The following is a 20700-nucleotide window of genomic DNA, read 5'->3' on the forward strand; positions in this document are numbered from 1 at the left end:
GCTTTCGATCGCGCGCCCCGCGCCGCCGAGCCGCGTGCCGGGCCACCGGGATCTCCCCGGAGGTGCTCGAGGCTGTGGCGCGTGCCCTCCAGCTCGACGACGTCGAGCACGAGCATCTGCGCAATCTGCTCCACGCCGCCCGCCCCTCGCCGCTCCGAGCGCCGCGATCACGGGCCCGGCAGGCGGTCCGGCCCACGGTCCAGAAGGTCCTCGACGCACTCGACGTGCCGGGCTTCGTGCAGAACAGCCGCCTGGAGATCGTCGCGGCGAACGCTCTCGGCCAGGCCCTCTATGCCGACGCGGAGGGCGATCACCGGCTGACGCTGCCCTTCAGCATGCCCCACTTCGTGTTCCTGGATCCTCGCAGCTCGGACTTCTACGGTGACTGGTCGCGCGTGGCCCGCAACCAGGTCGCGCTGCTGCGCACGTGCGCCGGCAGGACGCCGGACGACCCGGAGCTGCTCGCCCTCATCGGGAAGCTGTCCACCCAGTCCCCGCACTTCCGCGAGCTCTGGGCCACGCACGACGTGCTGAAGTACCGGAAGGGGCCCAAGAACTACCACCACCCCGTCGTCGGTGACGTCGAGTTCATCGGGGAGTCCTTCGACCTCTCCGGGGACGAGGACCTCGCTCTGCTGACGTACACCTACGAGCAGAACTCCCCGACGGCCCAGGCGATGACCCTCCTGGCCAGCTGGATCAGCCCCGCCGTTCTTCCGTCCTCGTAGCTGTTCGCAGTCGGCTGCTCAGGTACGGGCGGCGACCTCGACGAGCAGGGCCTTATGGTCGCTGCCGGTGACCGTCTCGAACCGCGACACGCCGCCGATCACTGCGTCGGATGCCAGCGCGTGATCGATGCGTGCGAACGCGGGAATCCGTGCGCCCGCCGGCCAGGTCGGATGCCAACCCAGTCCATCGCCTTCTCGCCTCGCCACGAGGTCGTGCAGTTCCCCGCCAGCAGTCAGCTCGCGCATCGTGTGGTGCTGGTCGATCGCGTTGAAGTCCCCGACCAGCAGCAGGTTCTCCTCGTGGAAGGGCTCGGCGAGGCGGCCGACGGCGGCGGCTTCGTCGGTCCAGACTTCGGCCCCCATCTGCGGCGGCGCGGTGTGGATCACCCCGAGGTGCCAGTCCGTGCCGTCGACCGTGGTGGTCGCGATGAGGTTCTCGAACCGGGTGCCCTCGGTGCGCGCCGCGAGCTCGACCGGAGTACGGGATAGGAGCATCGATCCGCTCGCATCCGTGTCGGCTCTGCCCAGCTGATGCGGGAACTGGTCCAGGATGCCCGCGCCCGCGAGCTGCTCCTCGAATCCCGGTGTGTACTCCTGCAGCGCGAGCACATCGACATCAGGGGTGACCAGCTGCGCGACCTCGTCGAGGTCCGCGCTCCCGTACTGGAGGTTCAGCGAGAGGACCGCGAGGGTGCTGCCGACCGCGATCGGGTAGGGCTCCCTCTCGCCCGGTGGGAGCAGCGGCCAGGCGAAGACCGTCATCGCGACGACCAGGACGGCTGCCCCGAGCAGTCGCCACCATGCGCGCAGCACGAGGATCAGGCCGACGCAGCCGACCAGCACCGGGATCCACAGCAGCGGGATGAACGTCGCCGCGGCGATCACGGAGTGGTGCCAGGTGTGCAGCTCGGTGACCAGGCGCAGCACCAGAAGCACCGCCGATGCGAGCGCCCCCGCAATCAGCAGTCCCCACCCCAGGACCGATACCCCCGTACGGATCATGAGGGGAGTCTACGGGGCAGGCGGGCTGCCCGGACGCGTACCAAAGGTGCCTGGATCCACGGGACGCTTCGACCGGGGCAGCTTCTCGACGACGAGCAGATACGACTCGGTCACCAGCTCCCGGACCAGCTCTGCATCGAGCTCGCCGCCCGGCTCGAGCGTGATCCAGTGCCGTTTGTTCATGTGATAGCCCGGCGTGATGTCCCGGTGGGCCTGCCGCAGCGCCTCGGAATCCCGAGGGTCCGCCTTCAGCACCACGATCTGCTCCCCGCGCACCTCGGTGAACAGAAGGAACATCTTGCCGACGACCTTGAAGACGTCGTACTCCGGACCGAACGGGCGGGTCGCCTCCGCTGCCGGGAGCTCCTCGGCGCGCCGATGAGCGATCTCCTGCAGGGCTTCACCGTCCATGGTGCGGTTCCTCCTTCGTCGTCTCGGTATGGGAGGGATGCGCCACGTCGTGCTGAGCGCTCACATGCCAGGCGCTGAGGTCGTCCCAGTCGAACGTGGTCGTCTGCCCGGTCTCCCAGTCGCGCCGGAGGATGCTGTACGCGGTCGAGGCGAGCGGTGCGCCGCCGTTCACCGGCCAGCCTTCGCGGTAGTGCGCTTCCTTGAGCCAGCCGCAGCGGACGAAGGTCGTGCGCATGGCGATGTTGTCCTCGCGGGTCTGACCCTCGAAGCGGTTCACGCTCGGCATCGTGCTGAACACGTGGGCGGTCGCCGCGCTGAGGACGGGCACTCCGAGACCGCGGCCGCGGAACGGACCGTCTAGACGAAGATCGAACAGCGGTGTGCCCTCGCTCAGGTCCTCGAAGCGGAGGAAGCCGATGCGCCCGAGCTCGCGGTGATCGATCCAGAACGAGTCGTTGTCCTCGTCCCGGTAGGCGCCCTTGCCGATCGCGCCCTCCACGTCTCCGGCACTGGGGTGCACGCGGACATGGAACGGAAAGTCGTTCCGAGTCATGAAGTCGATGAGGGCGGCACGGTCCTGACCAGCGGGGTCCAGGCGTGTGAGGGAGATGGTCATACGGCAGAGTCTACTGACGCAGCCGATCTCCCCGATGACTCGTCTCCAGCTGGAAACCTCTTCTCGATCAGGACCTTTCCTGGAATGATCGACCCATGGCTTCCACAGTGGTATCCGTCCACGTCAGTGCCGATCACACCTTCAGCAAGGATCCGGCTCGCGCGATCGAGCTCGACGAGGGGATCGGGGTGCGCGGAGATGCGCACGCCGGCACCACGGTGAAGCATCGCAGCAGAGTCGCCCGTGACCCGGATCAGCCCAACCTGCGACAGGTCCATCTGATCCACCAGGAGTTGTTCGAAGAGCTCGCGGCCGACGGGCACGTCGTCGAACCCGGCCAGCTGGGGGAGAACATCACGACCGCAGGCATCGACCTCCTCAGCCTCCCGGTGGGGACTCGCCTGCACATCGGCGACGCGGTCATCGTGGTCACCGGGCTGCGGAACCCGTGCCAGCAGATCAACGACTTCCAACCGGGGCTGCTGAAGAGGGTGCTCCGCAAGGACGACACCGGTGAGGTCCAGCGGCTCACCGGCGTCATGGGCATCGTGGCCCGCAGCGGCACGGTGCGCCCGTCGGATCCGATCACGGTCGAGCTGCCGCCGGAGCCCCATCATCCGCTCGCCAAGGTCTAACTCCTGCGGCGATAGATCCGGTACTCGATGCCGACGGGAACGTCGAGTTCTTGTTCCAGCGAGCCGAAACGGTCCTGTGCCCATGCCGTGATGCGCTCGGCAGCCCGGGCACGTACTTCCCGGCTGGCCGTGGATCGGTAGGGATTCAGCAGCATTCGATCGATGACCTGCCCGAGAGTACGCCGGTGGGCACCGTCGATCCGGCGAACCGCCGCGCGATTTATGCCGGCCAGCGCGAATGCGTGATCTGCATCCTCGGGACTGTTCAATCCTCTGGCCTGCCCAAGAGTGACCGTCTCCATGCCGCCGATCTCCTCGTCGATTCGGGCCGAGATCTCCCCGAGCTCGGGATCCGACTGATGGGCGCCGCCCAGAGCCAGCAGCACGGTGCCTCCGGGGCGGACCACTCGGGCGACCTCACCGATCGCTCGGCGCCACTCGTCCACGACATGCAGCACGTGGGCAACATGAGCTCCGTCGAACGAGGCATCGGCGAAGGGCAATGCCGTCACGTCGGCCTGCAGGACCCGATGTGCTGGCAGGCCCCGGCTGCGAGCTACAGCCAGCATGCATTCGTCGACATCCGCCAGTACGACGTCCAGCCCCGCAGCGTCGAGGGCAGAGGCGTAGATCCCCGTCCCGCCGCCGGCATCCAGCACGGTTCCGTCGAACTCCTCCGCATAAAGGGCCCGGAGGGATGACCATCCTGCCTCCCCGATGTCGCGCTGGTCATCGTGCGCCGCGATCTCCGCGTCCGTCATGGAGCGATCATCGGCTGCCTGTCCACTCATCTCGATCTCCTTCGAGAGTCATCGCCCATGACGGTTCGCAGACGCTCCGGTGCGGCATCGCGTCCGGGCGCCCATGCGTCGTCCCGCCGAGGGAGTCTTCGCCAGGGTAGAGGCTCGTGCTCCCAGAGGGTTGACCTCAAGAGAGCTTGAGGTCGAATGATCGGTGCATCCATCCGAGGAGATGACCATGGCTGATCCACTGCTCCTGAACGAACCCTTCGCAGAGCTGCTCCAGGGCATCGCCCAGTGCGCCACCTGCGGCGTCGAGTACGACGCGGCATCGGTGCCGGCGATCTGCCCCGTGTGCGCCGACGAGAGGCAGTATCTTCCGCCCGACGGCGTGCAGCGCTGGCACGCACCGACCGTCGAGTCCGCCGGTATCGAGGTCGTCGAGCTCGAGGAGCGCCTCTTCGCACTTCGCGTCGACGGCGGGGTGGGCATCGGTCAGGAGGCGAAGGTGCTGGTCACGGGCGCCGGCAACGTGATGGTCGATGTGCCGGCCGCGATCACCGCCGACGCTGTCGCCCAGGTCGCGACGCTCGGACCGATGCGCGCGATCATCCCGAGCCATCCGCATATGTTCGCCCTGCAGTCAGCATGGTCCGCGGCTCTCGACGGTGCAGAGGTCTGGATCGCTCGAGCCGACGCCGGCTGGCTCGGACGCGCCCCCGAGCACCTCCGCCTCTGGGACGAGGAGGAGACCGTGCTGCCCGGAGTCGTCGCCACCCAGCTCGGAGGGCACTTCCCCGGCAGCGCCGTCATCCACTGGGAGGGAGACGACGGCCGGGGCGTTCTGCTGTCGGGCGACACCATCGCCCCGAATCCCGACGGACGCACCACCACCTTCATGTACTCCTACCCGAACCGCATCCCGCTGTCCGGCCCGGTGGCACTGCGGATTGCAGACGGTGCCGCACGCTTCGCCTTCGATCGTCTGTACGGCAACTTCGCCGGTTCGATCCTCTCCGGAGCACGGGAGGCGGTGCTGGACTCCGCCGCCCGGCACGCTGCGTGGACGAGCGGGGACCACGACGACCTCACCGGGCCTGCGGGGAGATCCGGCTGACAGCGGCTACGGCAGGGAGCAGCCGGTATCAGGCAGGCTCGACCGTCGTCACGACTTTCGTGATGCCCGTTCTGGTCGGAGTGCTCGCCAGCGCCGTCGACGTCCGGTGGGCCTTTCTCGTGATGACGGGGTTCCCGCTGCTCGCGTGTGGTGCGCTGTTCCTCGTGCCACATACGCGGCGACTCCTGAACGCTCATGACGTCGGCTGAACACGTTGTAGGTTCCCGCACGATCTGTCAGGGGCGCGAGCGTGTGACCAGCGGTGCGAGACGCGGGCAAGGAGCCCGGATTCTCGCTGAGTTGCCCCCAATCCTCAGGAGCGCCGTCGAGTCAGCCGCGATGGCTCGACTGTTGGGGCGGAGTGGCAAGTGAAGTCGTAGGGCGGCTCAGCCACGCAGCTGCGGCGCGAACTCCTCGAAGACGAGCGCGGCGACCTCTGCCGACGTCCTGTGGTCTGTGTCGACGACGAGGTCGTATGACGGGAGCCGATGGAGTTCTCGCGTCAGTCGCTCGTGGTTGCCGAGGTGCCAGGTCAAGGCGCGATGCTGGCTCGGGGTGTACCGACCACGCAGCCGATGTTCTGCCACCTCCAACGACGCGGTGAGATGCACGACCCGAAGGGGAATCTCGAAGCACCGTTCGTAGCGCTCCAGGTCCTCGGCCTGGGTGATCACTCCTGCGATGAGCGGTGTCCGCGGTCCGGTCTGGCGGTAGTTCCTCCACACCGCACGAATGTTGTCGGCCTCCGTCAGCACGTTTTGGGGGTCCGTGGGGCCGGAGGCCATGAGCGGTGGAACCAGTCCACATCGAAGAGGCTGAAAGGCAGGTTGGCCTCGGCGAAGAGATCTGCGAGGTGCTCCAGGGTCGAGGACTTGCCCACTCCGTACGAACCGTTGAGGAAGATCCCGAACTCGCGACTCGTCATGGCTGGGAGCCTATCCGGACCTCTGCGAGCGGGCGCATCGTGGAGGAAGGCGCCGTCTCCGGCGCTGTGCCCGTCGGACAGATGCGCCGGACATCTGACACGCGATGGTCGAGAACCTCGGTACCGGCCGACGTGTCCGGAACCTGCACCACCTGTAGGTTCTCGCGCTACCGGTCAGAGGTGCAGTGCCATGACCTGCGAGGCGGTAGGTGCGGAGCGTGCTCAGATTCCCGCTACGTTGTCACATTCCTTCGCTTCCCCTCGAGGCGTCACGGCGTGAAGAGCTTCCATGAGCCTTCAGAGATGACCTCCACCTCGTGATCGACGATCCGCAGCGCGGTGTCATCGTCGATCGCATAGGTCGGAGCGGGGATCCCTGCCGCCCAGCGCCCGATGTTCTGGAGGGTGGTGTCGGGCATGTTGGGATCATTCAGGTGCGGGTACAGGGTGACGTCGACGAGCGCTAGGGCATGTTCGGCGTCCTGTCCCATATCGCTGCCCCCGGGCACGTACTCCCGGTTGAATTCGGCGTCGCAGTTGTACGGGGTCATGGCGATGCTGCCTGCGCTGATCCCTAGATACACGGTGTTCGTCAGCTCCGGTAGGAGTGCTGCGAGTCCCGATTCCCGCATCCAGTGGCATAAGTAGAGGACGTCTCCGCCCGACACGATGAGTACATCAGCTTCCCGTACCGCGGGCACCCAGCTCTTTCGCTGGATGCTCTGCAGGGCCGTGAGCTCGAGCACCCCGATGGACTTCCAGCCGAGAGCTGCCGCCAGGCCACTCCTTGTTCCGGCGATCGAGTTCCAGGCGCCTTCGGCTCCACCCGGGAAGGGATGGATCGCAGTCGGCACGAAGAGCGCGGTGGACTCGGAAATTGGTTTGCCGAGCAGATCTACTAGCGTGCTCGCGATGCTCGGGTTGGTGATGCCGGAGGAGGTGAGGAGATAGGGACTGCCGCGCGGATAGGTGACATCTTGACCTGCCCTACGGTTAGGTTTCCACTCTTGGTCGCTAGCTTCCGATGGAGGTGAGTGCCCGCGGGGTGCGGGCGAGGTCGTAGTCGTGGGGTGTCGCGTACTCGAGGGAGGAGTGCCGGCGACGACGGTTGTAGAACACCTCGATGTACTCGAAGATCGCGTTCGCGAGCTCGATGCGCGTCTTCCACTTCTTCCGGTTCAGCAGCTCGATCTGCATCGTCGACCAGAACGACTCCATCATCGCATTGTCGAGGCCATCGCCGACGGTCCCGAACGACGGCAGCAGTCCCGCTGAACGGATCTTCTGAGTGAAGACCCAGGAGGTGAACTGGACTCCGTGATCCGCATGAACGATCCCTCCGGTCCCTGGCTGACGTGCACGGATTGCCATGTCCAGAGCGTTCACGACCAGGGTGGAGTCCTGTTTGGAGTCGATAGCCCAGCCGATGATCTTGCGGCTGCAAGCATCCAGCACGGCGGCGCAGTAGATCTTGCCCTCCCGGGTGGGATGCTCGGTGATGTCCGTGACCCACAGCTCGTTCAGCGCGAGCCGGTGGAACTTGCGGTTGACCAGGTCGTCCGCTGTGGCGACCCCCTTGAGTCGCTTGATTCTGGCTGGGCCTGGAAGGCCACCGATTCCGGCGCGAGTCATGAGGACGGAGATGAGCCGGCTGGAACACGGAATGTTCATTCCGATGGTGAGCTCGGCGTGGATGCGGCGGTAGCCGTAGGTGCCGCGGGAGGCGACGTGGATCTCCCGGATCAGGCCGGTCAGCCAGCGGCGGCGCAGCTCAGTGGCACTGGTCGGGCGCTTTCGGTACCGGTAGTAGCCCTGACGGGAGACGCCCAGTAGGCGGCAGCAGGTGCTTGTGGGTGCCCCGGCGTCGACGAGTCGGTCGATCACCGGGTGCGCCCTTTTGGGGCAACTCCTCCCTCCTCGTCGAGCCACGTCGCGGCCCGGCGGAGGATCGCGATCTCCTGCTCGAGCTGGCGGACACGGCCGCGCGCCGCGCGGAGCTCGGCAGATTCCTGACTGCTTAGTCCCAGCCGGCGGCCGTGGTCGATATCGTCCTGTCGCAGCCAGTTGTGGAGGGTGACCTCGTGGATGCCCAGGTCCAGTGCGGTCTGCTTGACCTGGCGGCCCTCGCGGACCAGAGCGATGGCACGGGCACGGAACTCGGGAGGGTACGGGCGTGGCATGCGAAGAGCCTTCCATGAAGACCATCGACTAGCGACGTCAACTGGAAACCGAGCCATAGGTCAGGTCAAGATGTCACCTATCCGCGCGGCAGTCCCGTAGCTGTCGAGTGCCTCCCGGCATGCCGAGTCCCATTCCGGGTCGACTGTCGGTCGATGCAGTTGCAGGAGGCGGGTGTCGACGAGCCCGACGAGTCCCTGTTCAGAGTAACGCAGGCCGCGGCGGTAGGCCGTACGTACCGAGATCCCGAGCACGTCGGCTGCGGCTTCGTACCTGTCGTTGACGGGAGTCTGGGAGGTCGCGAGGACCAGCTCGTCGAACACCTTCGCCTCCCGGTAGACGCCATCGAGTTGCTTGTTGCTCAAGGAAGCGAGCACGACGGCGTCCAACTCGGCCCGGGCGTCCTGAACGGTGGGAAGATCAAGTGATTCGGCGGTACCGACCAGCGAGGATGTGTGGACCTTCTTGAATTGGTCTCCAGCGCGAAGCAGAGCATTCGACCCGTCGAGCTCGACCACGGTCCAGGCGGCACCCTCGTGCCAGAGCCGCGCCCCGACCGATGTATCCAGGTTCTCAGCGCTCACACCTTCACCTCCGCCGTCGCATGGAGGATCGTCTCGCTGTCCAATGGGCGGCGGAGGTCGATCGTGACCGCGCCGGACCACACGAGCGCAAAGACGGCGACCCGCCATGCTGCTTCATCGCAGGTAAACGGCTTACGAGCAAGGACCTTGCCCAGCGTGACCCCTTCTTCGCGCAACCTTGCCCGCGCGTTGGCGAGGTCTCCGTTGGGCAGCCGGCCGGGACGGCGGCCGACTGCGAGGAGCTTCAGATTGCGGAGCACGATGGGGTCACCGCCGGTGAAGACCTCGTAGGCCCAGCCCTTGCCGCGGCATAGTGCCCGCGTCCACTCGAACTGAGCTCGAACCCGTGGCTTTTCGAGGAACACAGCGGGCTTGACGTCGACCACCGTGACCGAGCGATCCGAGTGGACGAGCAGCAGATCAGGCACGTGCGCACGGAGGCCACCACCGTCGCGCCCCGCGACCTGAAACGGCTGTGTACAGATGCCCACGTTGGCGGGATCGAAATCCGCCAGCCAGAGCCGATCCAGCTCGAGCAGGCTCTCGTAGACCAGGGTCCGATCGTTGGTAGCGGCCCAGAACAATCCCGGGTAGCTCCGCTGGCCCCGGTAGGTGGGCGGTACGCGTACGGGAAGTCCTTCGATGATCAGATCGGCACGTGCTTGCTCCCACGTCGTCGCGACCTCGTCGCCGGCGACTGTGCAGTACCGCAGGGTAGTCCCGCTCGCGCCCACGTCTCCATCGTCGTCTACTGACAGATCGATGAGACCACTGACACGCCACTGACAGATCGATGAGATTACTGCCAACTTGCCGAGAACCTACACATGTGCCCTCCGTCACAGATCCGCCCCTCGGGAATGAACCCGCCAGGCTCAAGGTTGAGTGAGGTGTACTCAAGTTTGGACTTCTCGGATTGACAACGATCGCGACGGGTTCTCTACTTGAGTCCGTACAGCTCAACTCTTGCCGTCGGCCGCAGTGGTCGGCAGCGCATGAACCCGTTGCGGCGCATCCGTCGCAGAAAGGCAGGCACCCATGTCCCGTGTCGTCGGAATCGACCTCGGTACCACCAACTCCGCCGTCGCCGTCCTCGAAGGCGGCCAGCCCACGGTCATCGCGAATGCCGAGGGCGCCCGTACCACCCCGTCGGTCGTGGCCTTCTCCAAGCAGGGCGAGGTCCTCGTCGGCGAGGTCGCCAAGCGTCAGGCCGTCACCAACGTCGATCGCACCATCGCCTCCGTCAAGCGCCACATGGGCACCGACTGGAGCCAGGAGATCGACGACAAGAAGTACACCGCGCAGGAGATCTCCGCGCGCACCCTCGGCAAGCTCAAGAAGGACGCCGAGTCCTACCTGGGCGAGGCCGTGACCGACGCGGTCATCACCGTCCCCGCCTACTTCTCGGACTCCGAGCGTCAGGCCACCAAGGACGCCGGCACCATCGCGGGCCTCAACGTCCTGCGCATCATCAACGAGCCCACCGCTGCGGCTCTCGCCTACGGCCTGGAGAAGGGCAAGGACGACGAGCAGATCCTGGTCTTCGACCTCGGCGGCGGCACCTTCGACGTCTCCCTGCTCGAGGTGAGCAAGGACGAGGAGGGCTCGACCATCCAGGTCCAGGCCACCGCGGGCGACAACCGCCTCGGCGGCGACGACTGGGACCAGAAGATCGTCGACTGGCTGACCAGCCAGGTCAAGAACAAGGAGGGTGTGGACCTCTCCAAGGACCGCATCGCCCTGCAGCGCCTCAAGGAGGCCGCCGAGCAGGCGAAGAAGGAGCTCAGCTCCTCGACCTCCACCTCGATCTCGCTGCAGTACCTGTCGATGACCGAGAACGGCCCGCTGCACCTGGACGAGAAGCTCACCCGTGCCCAGTTCGAGGACATGACCTCGGATCTGCTCGAGCGCACCAAGGCTCCCTTCCACCAGGTCATCAAGGATGCCGGGATCAAGGTCTCCGACATCGACCACGTGGTCCTCGTGGGCGGCTCGACCCGCATGCCCTCGGTCACCGAGGTCGTGAAGTCCCTGACCGGTGGCAAGGAGCCCAACAAGAGCGTCAACCCCGATGAGGTCGTCGCCGTGGGTGCCGCGCTGCAGGCAGCCGTCATCAAGGGCGAGCGCAAGGACGTCCTGCTCATGGACGTCACCCCGCTCTCCCTGGGCATCGAGACCAAGGGCGGCGTGATGACCAAGCTCATCGAGCGCAACGCGGCCATCCCCACCAAGACCTCCGAGGTGTTCTCCACCGCTGAGGACAACCAGCCCTCCGTGGCGATCCAGGTGTTCCAGGGCGAGCGTCAGTTCACCCGGGACAACAAGCTGCTGGGCACCTTCGAGCTCACCGGCATCGCCCCGGCGCCCCGTGGCATCCCGCAGGTCGAGGTCACCTTCGACATCGACTCCAACGGCATCGTCCACGTGACCGCCAAGGATCGCGGCACCGGCAACGAGCAGTCCATCCAGATCACCGGCGGCTCGGCCCTGTCCGACGAGGACATCGACCGCATGGTGAAGGACGCCGAGGCGCACGCCTCCGAGGATGAGGAGCGCCGCAAGAACGCCGACGCCCGCAACACCCTCGAGCAGCTCGTCTACCAGGGCGAGAAGCTGCTCAAGGACAACGCCGAGAAGATCTCGGACGAGGACAAGACCAAGTCCGAGGACGCCATCAAGGAGGCCAAGGAAGCGCTGGCCAGCGAGGAGACCTCCACCGAGGACCTCGAGGCCAAGCGCGACACCCTCAACGAGGCCCTGCAGGTCGTCGGCACCGCGATCTACTCGCAGGCCGAGGGCGCTGAGGGTGCCGAGGGCGACTCCGGCGAGAGCGCGTCGTCCTCGGATGATGAGGACGTCGTCGACGCCGAGATCGTGGACGAGGACGAGGAGAAGAAGTGATGACCGAGGACAGGAGCACTCCTGAGGACCCGCAGCGGCCCGAGGGCGAGCCCAGGTTCTCCTTCACCGACAAGCGGAAGGTGAACCCGGAGGACGGCACCGTCCGTCCCTCCGGGGACACCCCGGCCGCCGAGGGCCAGGGCTCCTCCGAGCCCGTCGACCCGATCGACGTCGAGGCCGCGAAGCTCTACGAGCAGGCGGCCGAGGACGGCCAGGGCAGCGAGTCCGGTGCCTCGGCCCCGGCCGATGCCGGACGCGTCGCCGAGCTGGAGGGCCGGGTCACCGAGCTCTCCGAGCAGCTCAAGCGCGAGCAGGCGGAGTACGTCAACTCGCGTCGGCGCATCGAGGCCTCGGCCGAGGTGAGCAGGGAGGCGGCCGTGGGCCGCATCCTCGGCGCGCTCATCCCGGTCCTGGACGATGTGGAGCTGGGCCGCCAGCACGGCGACATCGCCGAGGGCACCCCGTTCCACTCGATCGCCCAGAAGCTCGAGGAGATCCTCGGGTCGCACGGTCTGACGCGCTTCGGCGCCGTCGGGGAGGAGTTCGACCCGAACCTCCACGAGGCCCTCATGCACGAGGACGCGGACGACGTCGAGACCGCTGTCATCTCGCTGGTCATCCAGCCGGGATACTCGATGAACGACCGGGTGCTGCGCCCGGCCCGGGTGGGGACCCGCGGCCCCGCCTGATCCTCGGATCAGCACCCCCTGGGAGGCGCGGGGCTTGCCGGCCGGAACCCGGCTGGCGGGCCCCGCCTCTCCCACACCCCCCATTGACTGTCACCAGACTTATCCCGACGCTCCCGGAAGGAGACGCATATGTCCCAGCAGGACTGGCTCGACAAGGACTTCTACGCGGTCCTCGGCGTCTCGAAGGATGCGAGCGCGCAGGAGATCAAGAAGGCCTATCGCACGCAGGCCCGGAAGTACCATCCCGATCACCACCCCGATGACGCCAAGGCCGAAGAGCGGTTCAAGGGGATCGGCGAGGCGTACTCGGTGCTCAACGACCCCGAGCAGCGCGAGCAGTACGACGCGATCCGGGCGATGGGATCCGGCGGCGCTCGCTTCTCCGCAGGCCAGGGCGGCCCCGGCGGCGCAGGCGGTGCCGGCTTCGAGGACGTCTTCTCCTCGATGTTCGGCGGCCAGGGCGGCGGCTTCCCCGGTGGGGGCCGCGCCGCGCCCGGCGGCGGCGGGAATCCCGACCTCGACGACATCATGCGGATGTTCGGCGGCCAGGGCGGCGGCTTCGGCGGCGGGCCGGCAGGCTTCCAGGGCAATCCCGGCGGGGCCCCCGCGAAGGGCCAGGACGTCTCCGCCCGCACGCGCATCAGCTTCCGCGACGCTGCGCTGGGCACCGACGTGCGCCTGAGCGTGGACGGGAAGAACGTCACCACCCGTATCCCCGCCGGCGTGCACGACGGGCAGAAGATCCGCCTGCGCGGCAAGGGCAGGCCCGGTCCGGGCTCTGCGAAGGCCGGCGATCTGCTCCTGACCCTCGACGTCGAGGAGCACCCCCTCTGGAGCAGTGACGGCACGAACCTGCGCCTGACCGTCCCGATCAGCTTCGACGAGGCCGTGCTCGGCACCACGCTCAGCGTGCCCCTGCTCGAGGGCGGCACCGTCGGCGTGAAGGTCGCCCCCGGCACCCCTTCCGGCCGCACGCTGCGCGTGCGCAAGAAGGGCATCGTCACCAAGAAGACCACCGGCGACCTCCTGGTCACCGTGCAGGTCGCCGTGCCCGCGCACGTCGAGGGCAAGGCCAAGCAGGCCGTCGAGGATCTGCGCGAGGCATTGGCCGACGAGGACCCGCGTGCGGGTCTCGCCGAGGCCGCTGCACGCTGATCGCTGGACGCCGCGCGCGTATCTCTCGACGGCGCGCGCTGATCGCCCGACGGTGCCGGCTGGTCGTTCCGGCCGGGTCGTGCCCCGCGGCGTCGGCCCGACTGGCACAGTAGGACAAGCACCAGGAGCAGCACCCGCCCGTTCCCCCGGAAGGAGCATCAGGCATGGCAAGCCCGCAGCGGATCGATGAGCGCGCCCCCGTGTTCGTGATCTCCGTCGCCGCGGAGCTGTCCGGCAAGCACCCGCAGACCCTGCGCCAGTACGACAGGATCGGGCTGGTCTCCCCGCAGCGCACCCGCGGACGCGGGCGCCGCTACAGCGCGCGCGACGTCGCCAAGCTCCGCGAGATCCAGCGCCTCTCCCAGGACCAGGGCATCAACCTCGCCGGGATCAAGCGGATCCTCGAGCTGCAGGACGAGGTCGGGATCCTCGCCGACCAGCTCGAGGCGGTGCGGGAAACGCTGGAGTCGATGACCCCCACCCAGCGGCGCGTCTTCTCCGCCGACAGGGACGGCGAGATCAGTGCGCTGCGTCGAGGCGAGCGTCCGCAGCGCCGTGGCGGGGGTGCACTGGTGCTGTGGCGTCCGCAGCGCCGGCGGTGAGCTCTGAGCCGTCGGCCCCGCGGGACCTTGAACTGCGGGTCTTTGTACTTCGCGCCTCTGTGCTTCGCGCCTCTGCCTCGCGGAACGCTGCGTCGCGACCATGGGGCTGGACGCCGGTGAGCCGGTAGATCTCCTGGAGCTTCTGCGCGACCCGGTGGATGTCGACCTCCTCCGCGGCGCTGCGCCCGGCGGCGGTCAGATCCGTGAGCTCGCCGTCCAGAAGCGCGCTCAGGCGTGCGACGACGTCCGCCGCGAAGCCGGGACCCTCGCCGGCCACCTGGTGCGTGAGCACGCCATCGGGCATCCGGTCGCGGTAGATGGGGATCGCCCGGACCAGGGTCGGAGTCTCGCAGGCGAGCGCCTCCCACAGCACGATCCCCTCGGTCTCCTCCTTGGTGAGGAAGCAGAAGGCATCGGCCCCGCAGTACGCCTCGCGCAGCTCCACGGCCGTGATGTAACCGGGGAAGCGGGCGTTCGCAGGCGCCGCGGCCAGGGCCCGGCGCACCTCCGCGGTGAGCATGCGCTCGTCGGTGCGGCCGTACCAGACGAAGGTCACCTCGGGCATCGCCCGGGCCACCTCCACCCAGTCCACGATGCCCTTGCGCACCAGCTGCATCCCCACGCTGACGACCACCTTCGCGTCGGCGTCGAGCCCGAGCTGTTCCCGCAGCCTGCCGCGGGCCCCGGGATCAGGACGGAAGAAGCTGGTGTCCACACCGTTGGAGAGCACGTGGATCGGGGCGGAGATCCCGTACTTCGGCGCCGAGATCAGGTCGCGGGAGTACTCGCTGGGGGTCACGACCGCGTCACCGCGGCGGTAGAGGTGGGCGATCCAGCGGCGGAACGTCGGAGCGAGCGTGTTGGCGCCCGGGAACGAATCGCGGAAGTCGTCCTCCGTGGAGTGCGCCCACACCAGCGCGGGCCGACGGCGCAGCCGCGCCCAGTGCGCGAGCAGCGGGGTGTCCGGGAACGGGGTGTTCAGGTGCACCACGTCGAAGGGCCGCAACGGGTTGGTGACCACCTCGTGGCCCAGTGAGCGCACTGCCTTCTCCTGATGCCGGATGGCGGCGCCGATGCCGGACTGCGCGGCGAGACCGGCGAGGCCGCGCGGCATCAGCACGCGCAGCGGCCTTCGGGCCGACGGCCCCTGGCCTGCGGGGCGGGAGCGGTCAGCAGGCACGTCGCGGCGGGGCCGACGGGCCTCAGCGGATGTCTTCTTGAACATGTAGGTCTCCGTTCACCGGGGCTGTTCAGCAAGGCTGTTCACCGGGGTTGTTCACCGGGGCTGTTCGCCGGGGAAGTGCAGCGGGGCGGTTCGTCCGGCCTCGTCACCAGGGCAGGTATCGCAGGATGAGGGCGCTCACCCCGAGCCCGTAGGCGATCAGCGCCCACGGCTTGCACAGCAGGATGATCAGGACGAACGTGCGCCACCTCATCCGGGTGGTCCCGGCGATATAGCAGAGCAGGTCGTCAGGGGCGACGGGCAGGGCGATCGCGAGGGCGAAGGCCCGGGTGAAGTGATTGCTGCGGGTCCAGCCCAGGAACTTCTCCACCGTCTTGGCCGGGAAGATCCGTTCGATGAGGGCGAGCCCCACGTGCCGGGCGATCAGGAAGTTCAGCAGCGAGCCCGTGCTGACGGCGACGAAGTTGTAGACCGTCCCCTCGACCGGTCCGAACAGGACGGGACCGGCGATGACCAGCAGTCCGCCGGGCACGATCGGGAAGATGACCGAGGCCGTCGAGGCGATCAGGAAGGCGACCGGCCCCCACGCGCCGAGCGAGGTGATGAACGCCTGGAGGTTCTCGAGCGACTGCAGGACGCCGGTCTGCAGGCCCCACCAGACCAGGGCGATGCTGATCCCGAGTCCCAGCAGCGGGGAGAGCCGGGCGGCGATGCGCACCGGATCGCGCGTCGACGCCCCGGTCCTGGCTCCTGCCGTCGCAGTAGCAGCTGCTCCGTCAGACGCCGCAGCAGACGCCGCCGCAGCGGCTGTGGCAGGTGTCCGGGCCGGTGCGCGATCGGTGGTGGTCGAGCGGCCGGTGAGCGTGCTGATGGTCGGCGCCAGGGGCGTCAGCTGCATCGGCTGCGTCGTGGTGCTCACGCGAGCACCTCGTGCAGGACACGATCGCGCTCGTCGGCGCTCTGCAGCGACGGCATCTCCTGCAGCGACGGGATCTCCTGCGGCGACTGCAGAGCCTGCAGGGAATGCTGGGAGTCCAGGGTCTGCTCATAGACGCCGAGGACGGAGCGGCCGAAATCTCCCGCGCCGCAGGTGGCCGCCGCATGGACGACGGCCGCCTGCGACATCGCCTCGTGCAGCTCCGGGTCGTCCAGGAGGCTGTCGAGACGCTGCGTGAACTCCGCCGTCTCGTCGATCTTCCAGCCGGTGCGGCCATCGAGCACGACGCTCTCGATCGACGGGTCCCGGCGGCACAGCAGCGGGAGCCCGCAGGCGAGGGCCTCGATGAACGTCAGCCCCTGGGTCTCGCTGCGGGAGGCGCTGACGAAGACGTCGCCGATGCGGTACCAGCGCTGCACCTCCGCCGGCTCGACCACTCCGGTGAAGACGACGCGATCGGTGATGCCCAGCTCGGCGGCGCGCGCCGCGAGCTCCGCGCGGTACGGGCCGTCGCCGACCAGCACCAGCACGGTATCCTCGCGGTCCGCGGCGGCGACCCAGTCGAGCACCTCGTCGAGGTTCTTCTCCTTCGCCAGGCGGCACACCGAGATCAGCACCTTCTGCTGAGCGGTGATGCCGAGACCGCGCCGCAGCTCGGCGGCGTCCTTCCGCTCCGCCGGGGTGAGGGCGGGGCGGAAACGCTGCAGATCCAGACCGGTGGGAACCACGTGGACGGGCTCGAGCACCCCGTAGCCGTGCAGGAGATCCGCGACCTTCGGCGTCGGGGCGATGACCGCGTCGGTTCCCGAGAGCAGCCGGCGGGAGAAGGTCGAGACGACCTTCCGGCCGACGGTGCGGCTGGGGGAGTAGTAGTGCGTGTAGTCCTCGTAGATGGTGTGGTACGTGTGCACCAGCGGGACCCTGAGGGTGCGGGCGATGCGTCGGGCCCACACATGGGTGGAGAACTCGCACTGCGAGTGGACGATGTCGGGGCGCCAGCGCATGATCTCGCGCAGCACCCGGCGACCGCCCGGCATCCCGATGCGGGCATGGTCGTAGAGCATCGAGGCCGAGACCGAGCCGATGCGGTACACACCGTGCTCGCTGCGGGTCCGCAGCCCAGGGGAGAGGGTCAGCACCCGGACGTCGCAGCCCAGCGCGATGAGCTCGCGACGCAGGGTCGTGACCGAGGCGACCACCCCGTTGACGATGGGTTCCCACCAGTCGGTGGTCAGCAGCACGCGCAGGGGCCGATCGGCGGAATGCCCACCGGAGGACGAGGCCGTCGGGGGCCATTGCGCGACGGTCCGGGGGCGGTGGCTGCTGCTGATCACATTCACCCCTCGAGGTTCGCACTCCGTCGACGACATCGCGTCCCCCGAGCGGATGAACGGGGTCAGACCCAGGTCTGATCTTTTATCAGCCTGTACGGAGCGGACTCTCATCAACGTCATGAATCGAGACTACGACCGACCCTGTCCAGGCACGACGGGGCGCGCCCGAGGTGTCGCGGAGTCTTCCCCCCTTGTGCGTCAGTCCGTCACCTGATAGTGAGCTGTCAGCGAGGCGGATGCCAGCTGTTGGCTGAAGATCGCGAAGCGTGCGCCGATGTGCGGGCTCTCCGGATCCACCTCGAGCGACTCGACGGGCAGGGCGTGCACGGAGAAGACGTAGCGGTGGGGCGGACCGGCGGGCGGCTCCGGCCCGTCGTATCCCTGAGTGCCGAAGTCGTTGTGCGCCTGACGCAGGCTCGAGCTGTCGCGCGGGACGCCGAGGGGCAGGGAGCCGACATCGGCCGGGATGTCCCAGGCGACCCAGTGCCAGAAGCCCGATCCGGTGGGGGCGTCCGGGTCGAAGCAGGTGACCGCGAAGGACCGGGTGCCCTCCGGGGCACCGGACCACTGGAGATCGGGGGAGAGGTTCTCGCCGCCGAGGCCTTCCACCAGCTGCTGGGGTGCCACCTCGGTGCCGTCGGGCGTGGTGCTCGAGAGAAGGGTGAAGGAGGGGATTTCCGGTGTCGTGTGATCCATCCCTCCAGCGTAGGCACCTCGTCGGAGAGTGTCGAGGAGGTGCGTGGACGGGCGTCGCTAGACTGCGGGCATGCCTGAGAACGCCACTGACGCGCCCGTCGTCGAATTCACGCCTGTCGTCGTCGGTGGGGACATCGGTGCCTATTCCCTCGCGCGCGCCTTCCATGAGGCGTACGGGGTCCGCACCGTGGCGATCTCCCGCCTGGCGGGCTGGGTCGTGGGGACCTCCTCCCTCATCGACAACGTGCAGTGCCAGGACCCGTTCGATCCGGAGACGCTGGCCCCCGTGCTGCAGGAGGTCGCCGATGCGCATCCGGGCCGACCCCTCCTGTTGCTCGGATCGGCCGACGCGACCGTCAAGCCCATCATCCGGATCCGCGACGAGATCGGCCTGGATCCTCGGTACATCGCCCCGTACGTCGACCTGGAGACCTTCGCCGCCGCCACCGAGAAGCAGAACTTCACGAAGCTCTGCCAGGATCTCGAGGTGGACCACCCGGGCACGGTGGTGGTCGATCTCGCCCAGGAGGTCCCCGGCGATCTCGAGGTGCCCTTCGAGTTCCCGGTGATCGCCAAGCCGGCCGAGGTCTCCGAATGGAAGCGCATCGACTTCCCGGGGAAGAACAAGGTCCACACCGTCGACTCGCCCGAGGACCTGCGGGCGCTGCTGACCGCCATCCGCGGGGCCGGGTACCGCGAGTCGATCATCGTCCAGGACCGCATCCCCGGGGATGACCAGTACATGCGGATCCTCACCGTCTACTGCGACGCCGATTCCCGTGTCCGCTTCGCCTCCTACGGCCACACGCTGCTGGAGGAGCATGCACCGGGCGCGATCGGGAACCCGGCGGCGATCATCACCGGGGTCGACCGGGAGATGGTGGCCCAGGCGCAGCGTCTGTGCGAGCGGCTCGGCTGGACCGGCTACGCCAACTTCGACCTCAAGTACGACCGCCGCGACGGCCGCACCAGATTCTTCGAGCTCAATCCCCGCCTGGGGCGTTCGAACTACTACGTGACCGCCGGTGGTCACAACCCCGTGACCTGGTACGTCGACGAGCATCTGCGGCACGCCCTCCCCGAGCATGGGCCAGGCTCCGGGGTCGGGGAGGACGGCATCCTCCAGGATCAGCCCGAGGTGCTCTACGCCGTCGTCCCGATCTCCCTGGTGAAGCGGTACACCACCCTCCCCGAGGCCAAGGCCCGGCTGCGCCGGGCGCTGCGAGCCCGGGTGGGCAATCCCCTGCACTATCCCGGTGTGGACGACTCCCTCTCCCGGCGGCGGTACGTCCTGGCCGCCGGGCTGAACTCGGTGCTCAAGTTCCAGCGCTACTACCGACCCGAGGGCGGTGACCGGTTCAGCCGTCTGTTGCGCCGCCGCCCCCGGACGGCGCCGGGGGAGCGGGCGTGAACGGCACGGAGCCGGCCGCCGGCGGGACGGCGCATGGCGCCGCCGAGGACGAGCTCGGCGGTCGGCTCGACCCGACCACCTGGCCCGGCCCGGTCGTCGGGGTCCTGGGCGGTCTCGGGCCCGCGGCCACCTCGGTGTTCCTGGACGTGCTGATCCGCGCCACCGTGGCCCGCAGCGACCAGGAGCACGTGGACCTGCTGGTCTCCCAGCACTCCTCGACCCCGGATCGGACCGCGGCGATCCTCGACCCCGACGCCACCGATCCCGGACCCGTGATCCTCCGCGATGCCGTCATGCTCCAGCGCGCCGGGGTGGACATGCTCGTCCTGCCGTGCAACACGGCCCATCACTACGCACGCCAGGTGGAATCGGCCACGACGATCCCTCTGCTGAGCATCGTCGAGACCACCGCTCAGGCCGCTGTCGAGAGAGCGGGCACGGCGCCCATCGCGGTGTTCGCGACCGAGGGCAACATCCACGCTCGGGTGTACCAGGAGGCGATCCTCGCCCACGGCGGCACGCCTCTGGTCCCCGACCATGCGGTGCAGGAGGACATCAACCACCTCATCTACGGGCAGGTCAAAGCCGGGATGCCGGTGGACCTGGACCTCTTCGAATCCTGCATCGAGCGGGTGCTCGCGCAGGGGGCCGGCGTCGCCGTGCTCGGCTGCACCGAGCTGTCCGTCGTCTACGACCAGCACGGATATCGCGGCGATGCCCGCCTGGTCGACTCCCTGACCGAGCTCGCCCGGATCACGGTGCGGCAGGCCGGCAAGGAGCTCACCGAGCTCTTCCGGTGACTCGTCGGCGCCCCGCGGCGACTGGTGGAGAAGCGCGGACTGGTGGAGAAGCGCGG

At 68.2% G+C, this 20700-nt stretch carries 22 protein-coding genes and 1 pseudogene; 9 read left to right on the forward strand and 14 right to left on the reverse strand.

Annotated elements, in window-relative coordinates; genetic code table 11:
• Positions 1–74 precede the first annotated feature (74 nt).
• Complete coding sequence (locus tag INT49_RS15170; protein ID WP_193118596.1) at positions 75–728, forward strand: MmyB family transcriptional regulator; 654 nt, start codon at positions 75–77, stop codon at positions 726–728.
• 18 nt (positions 729–746) lie between these two features.
• Here the strand turns inward: INT49_RS15170 and INT49_RS15175 are convergent, their stop codons facing one another.
• From INT49_RS15175 to INT49_RS15185, 3 genes are read right to left on the reverse strand one after another with little or no spacing between them, the layout of a single operon-like run.
• The gene (locus INT49_RS15175) at positions 747–1730 is read right to left on the reverse strand and encodes an endonuclease/exonuclease/phosphatase family protein (protein WP_193118597.1); all 984 of its coding nucleotides are present in this window, start codon (positions 1728–1730) and stop codon (positions 747–749) included.
• A 9-nt stretch (positions 1731–1739) separates the two neighbouring features.
• On the reverse strand, positions 1740–2141 hold the full coding sequence (locus tag INT49_RS15180) for an MmcQ/YjbR family DNA-binding protein (protein ID WP_193118598.1): 402 nt from the start codon (positions 2139–2141) through the stop codon (positions 1740–1742).
• The gene (locus tag INT49_RS15185) at positions 2131–2757 is read right to left on the reverse strand and encodes a GNAT family N-acetyltransferase (RefSeq protein WP_193118599.1); all 627 of its coding nucleotides are present in this window, start codon (positions 2755–2757) and stop codon (positions 2131–2133) included. Before INT49_RS15185 ends, INT49_RS15180 begins: the two co-directional genes overlap by 11 nt.
• Positions 2758–2852: 95 nt before the next feature.
• Between INT49_RS15185 and INT49_RS15190 the strand changes: the two genes are divergently transcribed.
• Entirely contained in the window at positions 2853–3392 is a 540-nt protein-coding gene (locus INT49_RS15190) for an MOSC domain-containing protein (protein ID WP_193118600.1), read from the forward strand.
• Here the strand turns inward: INT49_RS15190 and INT49_RS15195 are convergent.
• Complete coding sequence (locus tag INT49_RS15195; RefSeq protein WP_193118601.1) at positions 3389–4153, reverse strand: class I SAM-dependent methyltransferase; 765 nt, start codon at positions 4151–4153, stop codon at positions 3389–3391. The genes INT49_RS15190 and INT49_RS15195 overlap by 4 nt on opposite strands.
• Before the next feature lie 217 nt (positions 4154–4370).
• On the opposite strand from INT49_RS15195, the gene INT49_RS15200 reads away from it, so the two are divergent.
• A complete protein-coding gene (locus INT49_RS15200) occupies positions 4371–5249 on the forward strand; it encodes an MBL fold metallo-hydrolase (protein ID WP_193118602.1) in 879 nt (292 codons plus the stop codon).
• 386 nt (positions 5250–5635) lie between these two features.
• On the opposite strand, the gene INT49_RS21240 is transcribed toward INT49_RS15200, so the two are convergent.
• The 6 genes and pseudogenes from INT49_RS21240 to INT49_RS15230 all read right to left on the reverse strand — a co-directional run bounded on the left by INT49_RS21240 (position 5636) and on the right by INT49_RS15230 (position 9670).
• Entirely contained in the window at positions 5636–5785 is a 150-nt protein-coding gene (locus INT49_RS21240) for a hypothetical protein (RefSeq protein WP_226850662.1), read from the reverse strand.
• 212 nt (positions 5786–5997) lie between these two features.
• Complete coding sequence (locus INT49_RS15210) at positions 5998–6174, reverse strand: hypothetical protein (protein ID WP_193118604.1); 177 nt, start codon at positions 6172–6174, stop codon at positions 5998–6000.
• Between the two features lie 269 nt (positions 6175–6443).
• A pseudogene (locus INT49_RS15215) lies at positions 6444–7109 on the reverse strand (Type 1 glutamine amidotransferase-like domain-containing protein); the annotation flags it as partial.
• A 79-nt stretch (positions 7110–7188) separates the two neighbouring features.
• A protein-coding gene (locus INT49_RS15220) for an IS3-like element ISAar24 family transposase (RefSeq protein ID WP_193118605.1) occupies positions 7189–8354 on the reverse strand; the annotation gives its coding sequence in 2 pieces (ribosomal slippage) (positions 7189–8078 and positions 8078–8354; 1167 coding nt in all).
• 60 nt (positions 8355–8414) lie between these two features.
• Positions 8415–8936 carry a hypothetical protein gene (locus INT49_RS15225; protein ID WP_193118606.1) on the reverse strand — a complete coding sequence of 174 codons (522 nt, stop codon included), beginning with the start codon at positions 8934–8936 and terminating at the stop codon, positions 8415–8417.
• Positions 8933–9670 carry a TnsA-like heteromeric transposase endonuclease subunit gene (locus INT49_RS15230; RefSeq protein ID WP_193118607.1) on the reverse strand — a complete coding sequence of 246 codons (738 nt, stop codon included), beginning with the start codon at positions 9668–9670 and terminating at the stop codon, positions 8933–8935. Before INT49_RS15230 ends, INT49_RS15225 begins: the two co-directional genes overlap by 4 nt.
• A gap of 304 nt (positions 9671–9974) precedes the next feature.
• On the opposite strand from INT49_RS15230, the gene dnaK reads away from it, so the two are divergent.
• From dnaK to INT49_RS15250, 4 genes are all read left to right on the forward strand, one after another.
• Entirely contained in the window at positions 9975–11837 is a 1863-nt protein-coding gene (dnaK, locus tag INT49_RS15235; protein WP_193118608.1) for a molecular chaperone DnaK, read from the forward strand.
• Positions 11837–12526: a nucleotide exchange factor GrpE gene (locus INT49_RS15240; protein ID WP_193118609.1), complete on the forward strand. Its 690-nt coding sequence runs from the start codon at positions 11837–11839 to the stop codon at positions 12524–12526. Before dnaK ends, INT49_RS15240 begins: the two co-directional genes overlap by 1 nt.
• A gap of 129 nt (positions 12527–12655) precedes the next feature.
• Entirely contained in the window at positions 12656–13681 is a 1026-nt protein-coding gene (locus INT49_RS15245; RefSeq protein ID WP_193118610.1) for a DnaJ C-terminal domain-containing protein, read from the forward strand.
• Positions 13682–13845: 164 nt separating this feature from the next.
• Positions 13846–14283, forward strand: a complete 438-nt coding sequence (locus INT49_RS15250; protein WP_193118611.1) for a heat shock protein transcriptional repressor HspR — start codon at positions 13846–13848, stop codon at positions 14281–14283.
• Here INT49_RS15250 and INT49_RS15255 read toward each other — a convergent pair.
• The 4 genes from INT49_RS15255 to INT49_RS15270 form a co-directional block, all read right to left on the reverse strand.
• Positions 14201–15508, reverse strand: a complete 1308-nt coding sequence (locus INT49_RS15255; RefSeq protein ID WP_193118612.1) for a glycosyltransferase — start codon at positions 15506–15508, stop codon at positions 14201–14203. The two genes, INT49_RS15250 and INT49_RS15255, sit on opposite strands and share 83 nt — an antisense overlap.
• Positions 15509–15611: 103 nt before the next feature.
• Complete coding sequence (locus INT49_RS15260) at positions 15612–16385, reverse strand: TVP38/TMEM64 family protein (protein WP_319021648.1); 774 nt, start codon at positions 16383–16385, stop codon at positions 15612–15614.
• Entirely contained in the window at positions 16382–17737 is a 1356-nt protein-coding gene (locus tag INT49_RS15265) for a glycosyltransferase family 4 protein (RefSeq protein ID WP_319021649.1), read from the reverse strand. The genes INT49_RS15260 and INT49_RS15265 overlap by 4 nt, the downstream gene beginning before the upstream one ends.
• A gap of 198 nt (positions 17738–17935) precedes the next feature.
• Positions 17936–18433 carry a YbhB/YbcL family Raf kinase inhibitor-like protein gene (locus INT49_RS15270; protein WP_193118613.1) on the reverse strand — a complete coding sequence of 166 codons (498 nt, stop codon included), beginning with the start codon at positions 18431–18433 and terminating at the stop codon, positions 17936–17938.
• A gap of 70 nt (positions 18434–18503) precedes the next feature.
• Between INT49_RS15270 and INT49_RS15275 the strand changes: the two genes are divergently transcribed.
• Positions 18504–19844 carry a carboxylate--amine ligase gene (locus INT49_RS15275; RefSeq protein ID WP_193118614.1) on the forward strand — a complete coding sequence of 447 codons (1341 nt, stop codon included), beginning with the start codon at positions 18504–18506 and terminating at the stop codon, positions 19842–19844.
• Positions 19841–20644: a cysteate racemase gene (gene cuyB / locus INT49_RS15280; RefSeq protein ID WP_193118615.1), complete on the forward strand. Its 804-nt coding sequence runs from the start codon at positions 19841–19843 to the stop codon at positions 20642–20644. The genes INT49_RS15275 and cuyB overlap by 4 nt, the downstream gene beginning before the upstream one ends.
• Positions 20645–20700 lie beyond the last annotated feature (56 nt).

The sequence above is a fragment of the Brachybacterium tyrofermentans genome, assembly GCF_014897585.1.
Lineage (GTDB): Bacteria > Actinomycetota > Actinomycetes > Actinomycetales > Dermabacteraceae > Brachybacterium > Brachybacterium tyrofermentans.

Excerpts from the sequence above, each read along its gene's own strand:
- INT49_RS15175 (WP_193118597.1), bottom strand. The coding sequence starts at position 1,730 with ATGATCCGTACGGGGGTATCGGTCCTGGGGTGGGGACTGCTGATTGCG.
- INT49_RS15180 (WP_193118598.1), bottom strand. The coding sequence starts at position 2,141 with ATGGACGGTGAAGCCCTGCAGGAGATCGCTCATCGGCGCGCCGAGGAG.
- INT49_RS15185 (WP_193118599.1), bottom strand. The coding sequence starts at position 2,757 with ATGACCATCTCCCTCACACGCCTGGACCCCGCTGGTCAGGACCGTGCC.
- INT49_RS15190 (WP_193118600.1), top strand. The coding sequence starts at position 2,853 with ATGGCTTCCACAGTGGTATCCGTCCACGTCAGTGCCGATCACACCTTC.
- INT49_RS15195 (WP_193118601.1), bottom strand. The coding sequence starts at position 4,153 with ATGACGGACGCGGAGATCGCGGCGCACGATGACCAGCGCGACATCGGG.
- INT49_RS15200 (WP_193118602.1), top strand. The coding sequence starts at position 4,371 with ATGGCTGATCCACTGCTCCTGAACGAACCCTTCGCAGAGCTGCTCCAG.
- INT49_RS15210 (WP_193118604.1), bottom strand. The coding sequence starts at position 6,174 with ATGACGAGTCGCGAGTTCGGGATCTTCCTCAACGGTTCGTACGGAGTG.
- dnaK (WP_193118608.1), top strand. The coding sequence starts at position 9,975 with ATGTCCCGTGTCGTCGGAATCGACCTCGGTACCACCAACTCCGCCGTC.
- INT49_RS15240 (WP_193118609.1), top strand. The coding sequence starts at position 11,837 with ATGACCGAGGACAGGAGCACTCCTGAGGACCCGCAGCGGCCCGAGGGC.
- INT49_RS15245 (WP_193118610.1), top strand. The coding sequence starts at position 12,656 with ATGTCCCAGCAGGACTGGCTCGACAAGGACTTCTACGCGGTCCTCGGC.
- INT49_RS15250 (WP_193118611.1), top strand. The coding sequence starts at position 13,846 with ATGGCAAGCCCGCAGCGGATCGATGAGCGCGCCCCCGTGTTCGTGATC.
- INT49_RS15255 (WP_193118612.1), bottom strand. The coding sequence starts at position 15,508 with ATGTTCAAGAAGACATCCGCTGAGGCCCGTCGGCCCCGCCGCGACGTG.
- INT49_RS15270 (WP_193118613.1), bottom strand. The coding sequence starts at position 18,433 with ATGGATCACACGACACCGGAAATCCCCTCCTTCACCCTTCTCTCGAGC.
- INT49_RS15275 (WP_193118614.1), top strand. The coding sequence starts at position 18,504 with ATGCCTGAGAACGCCACTGACGCGCCCGTCGTCGAATTCACGCCTGTC.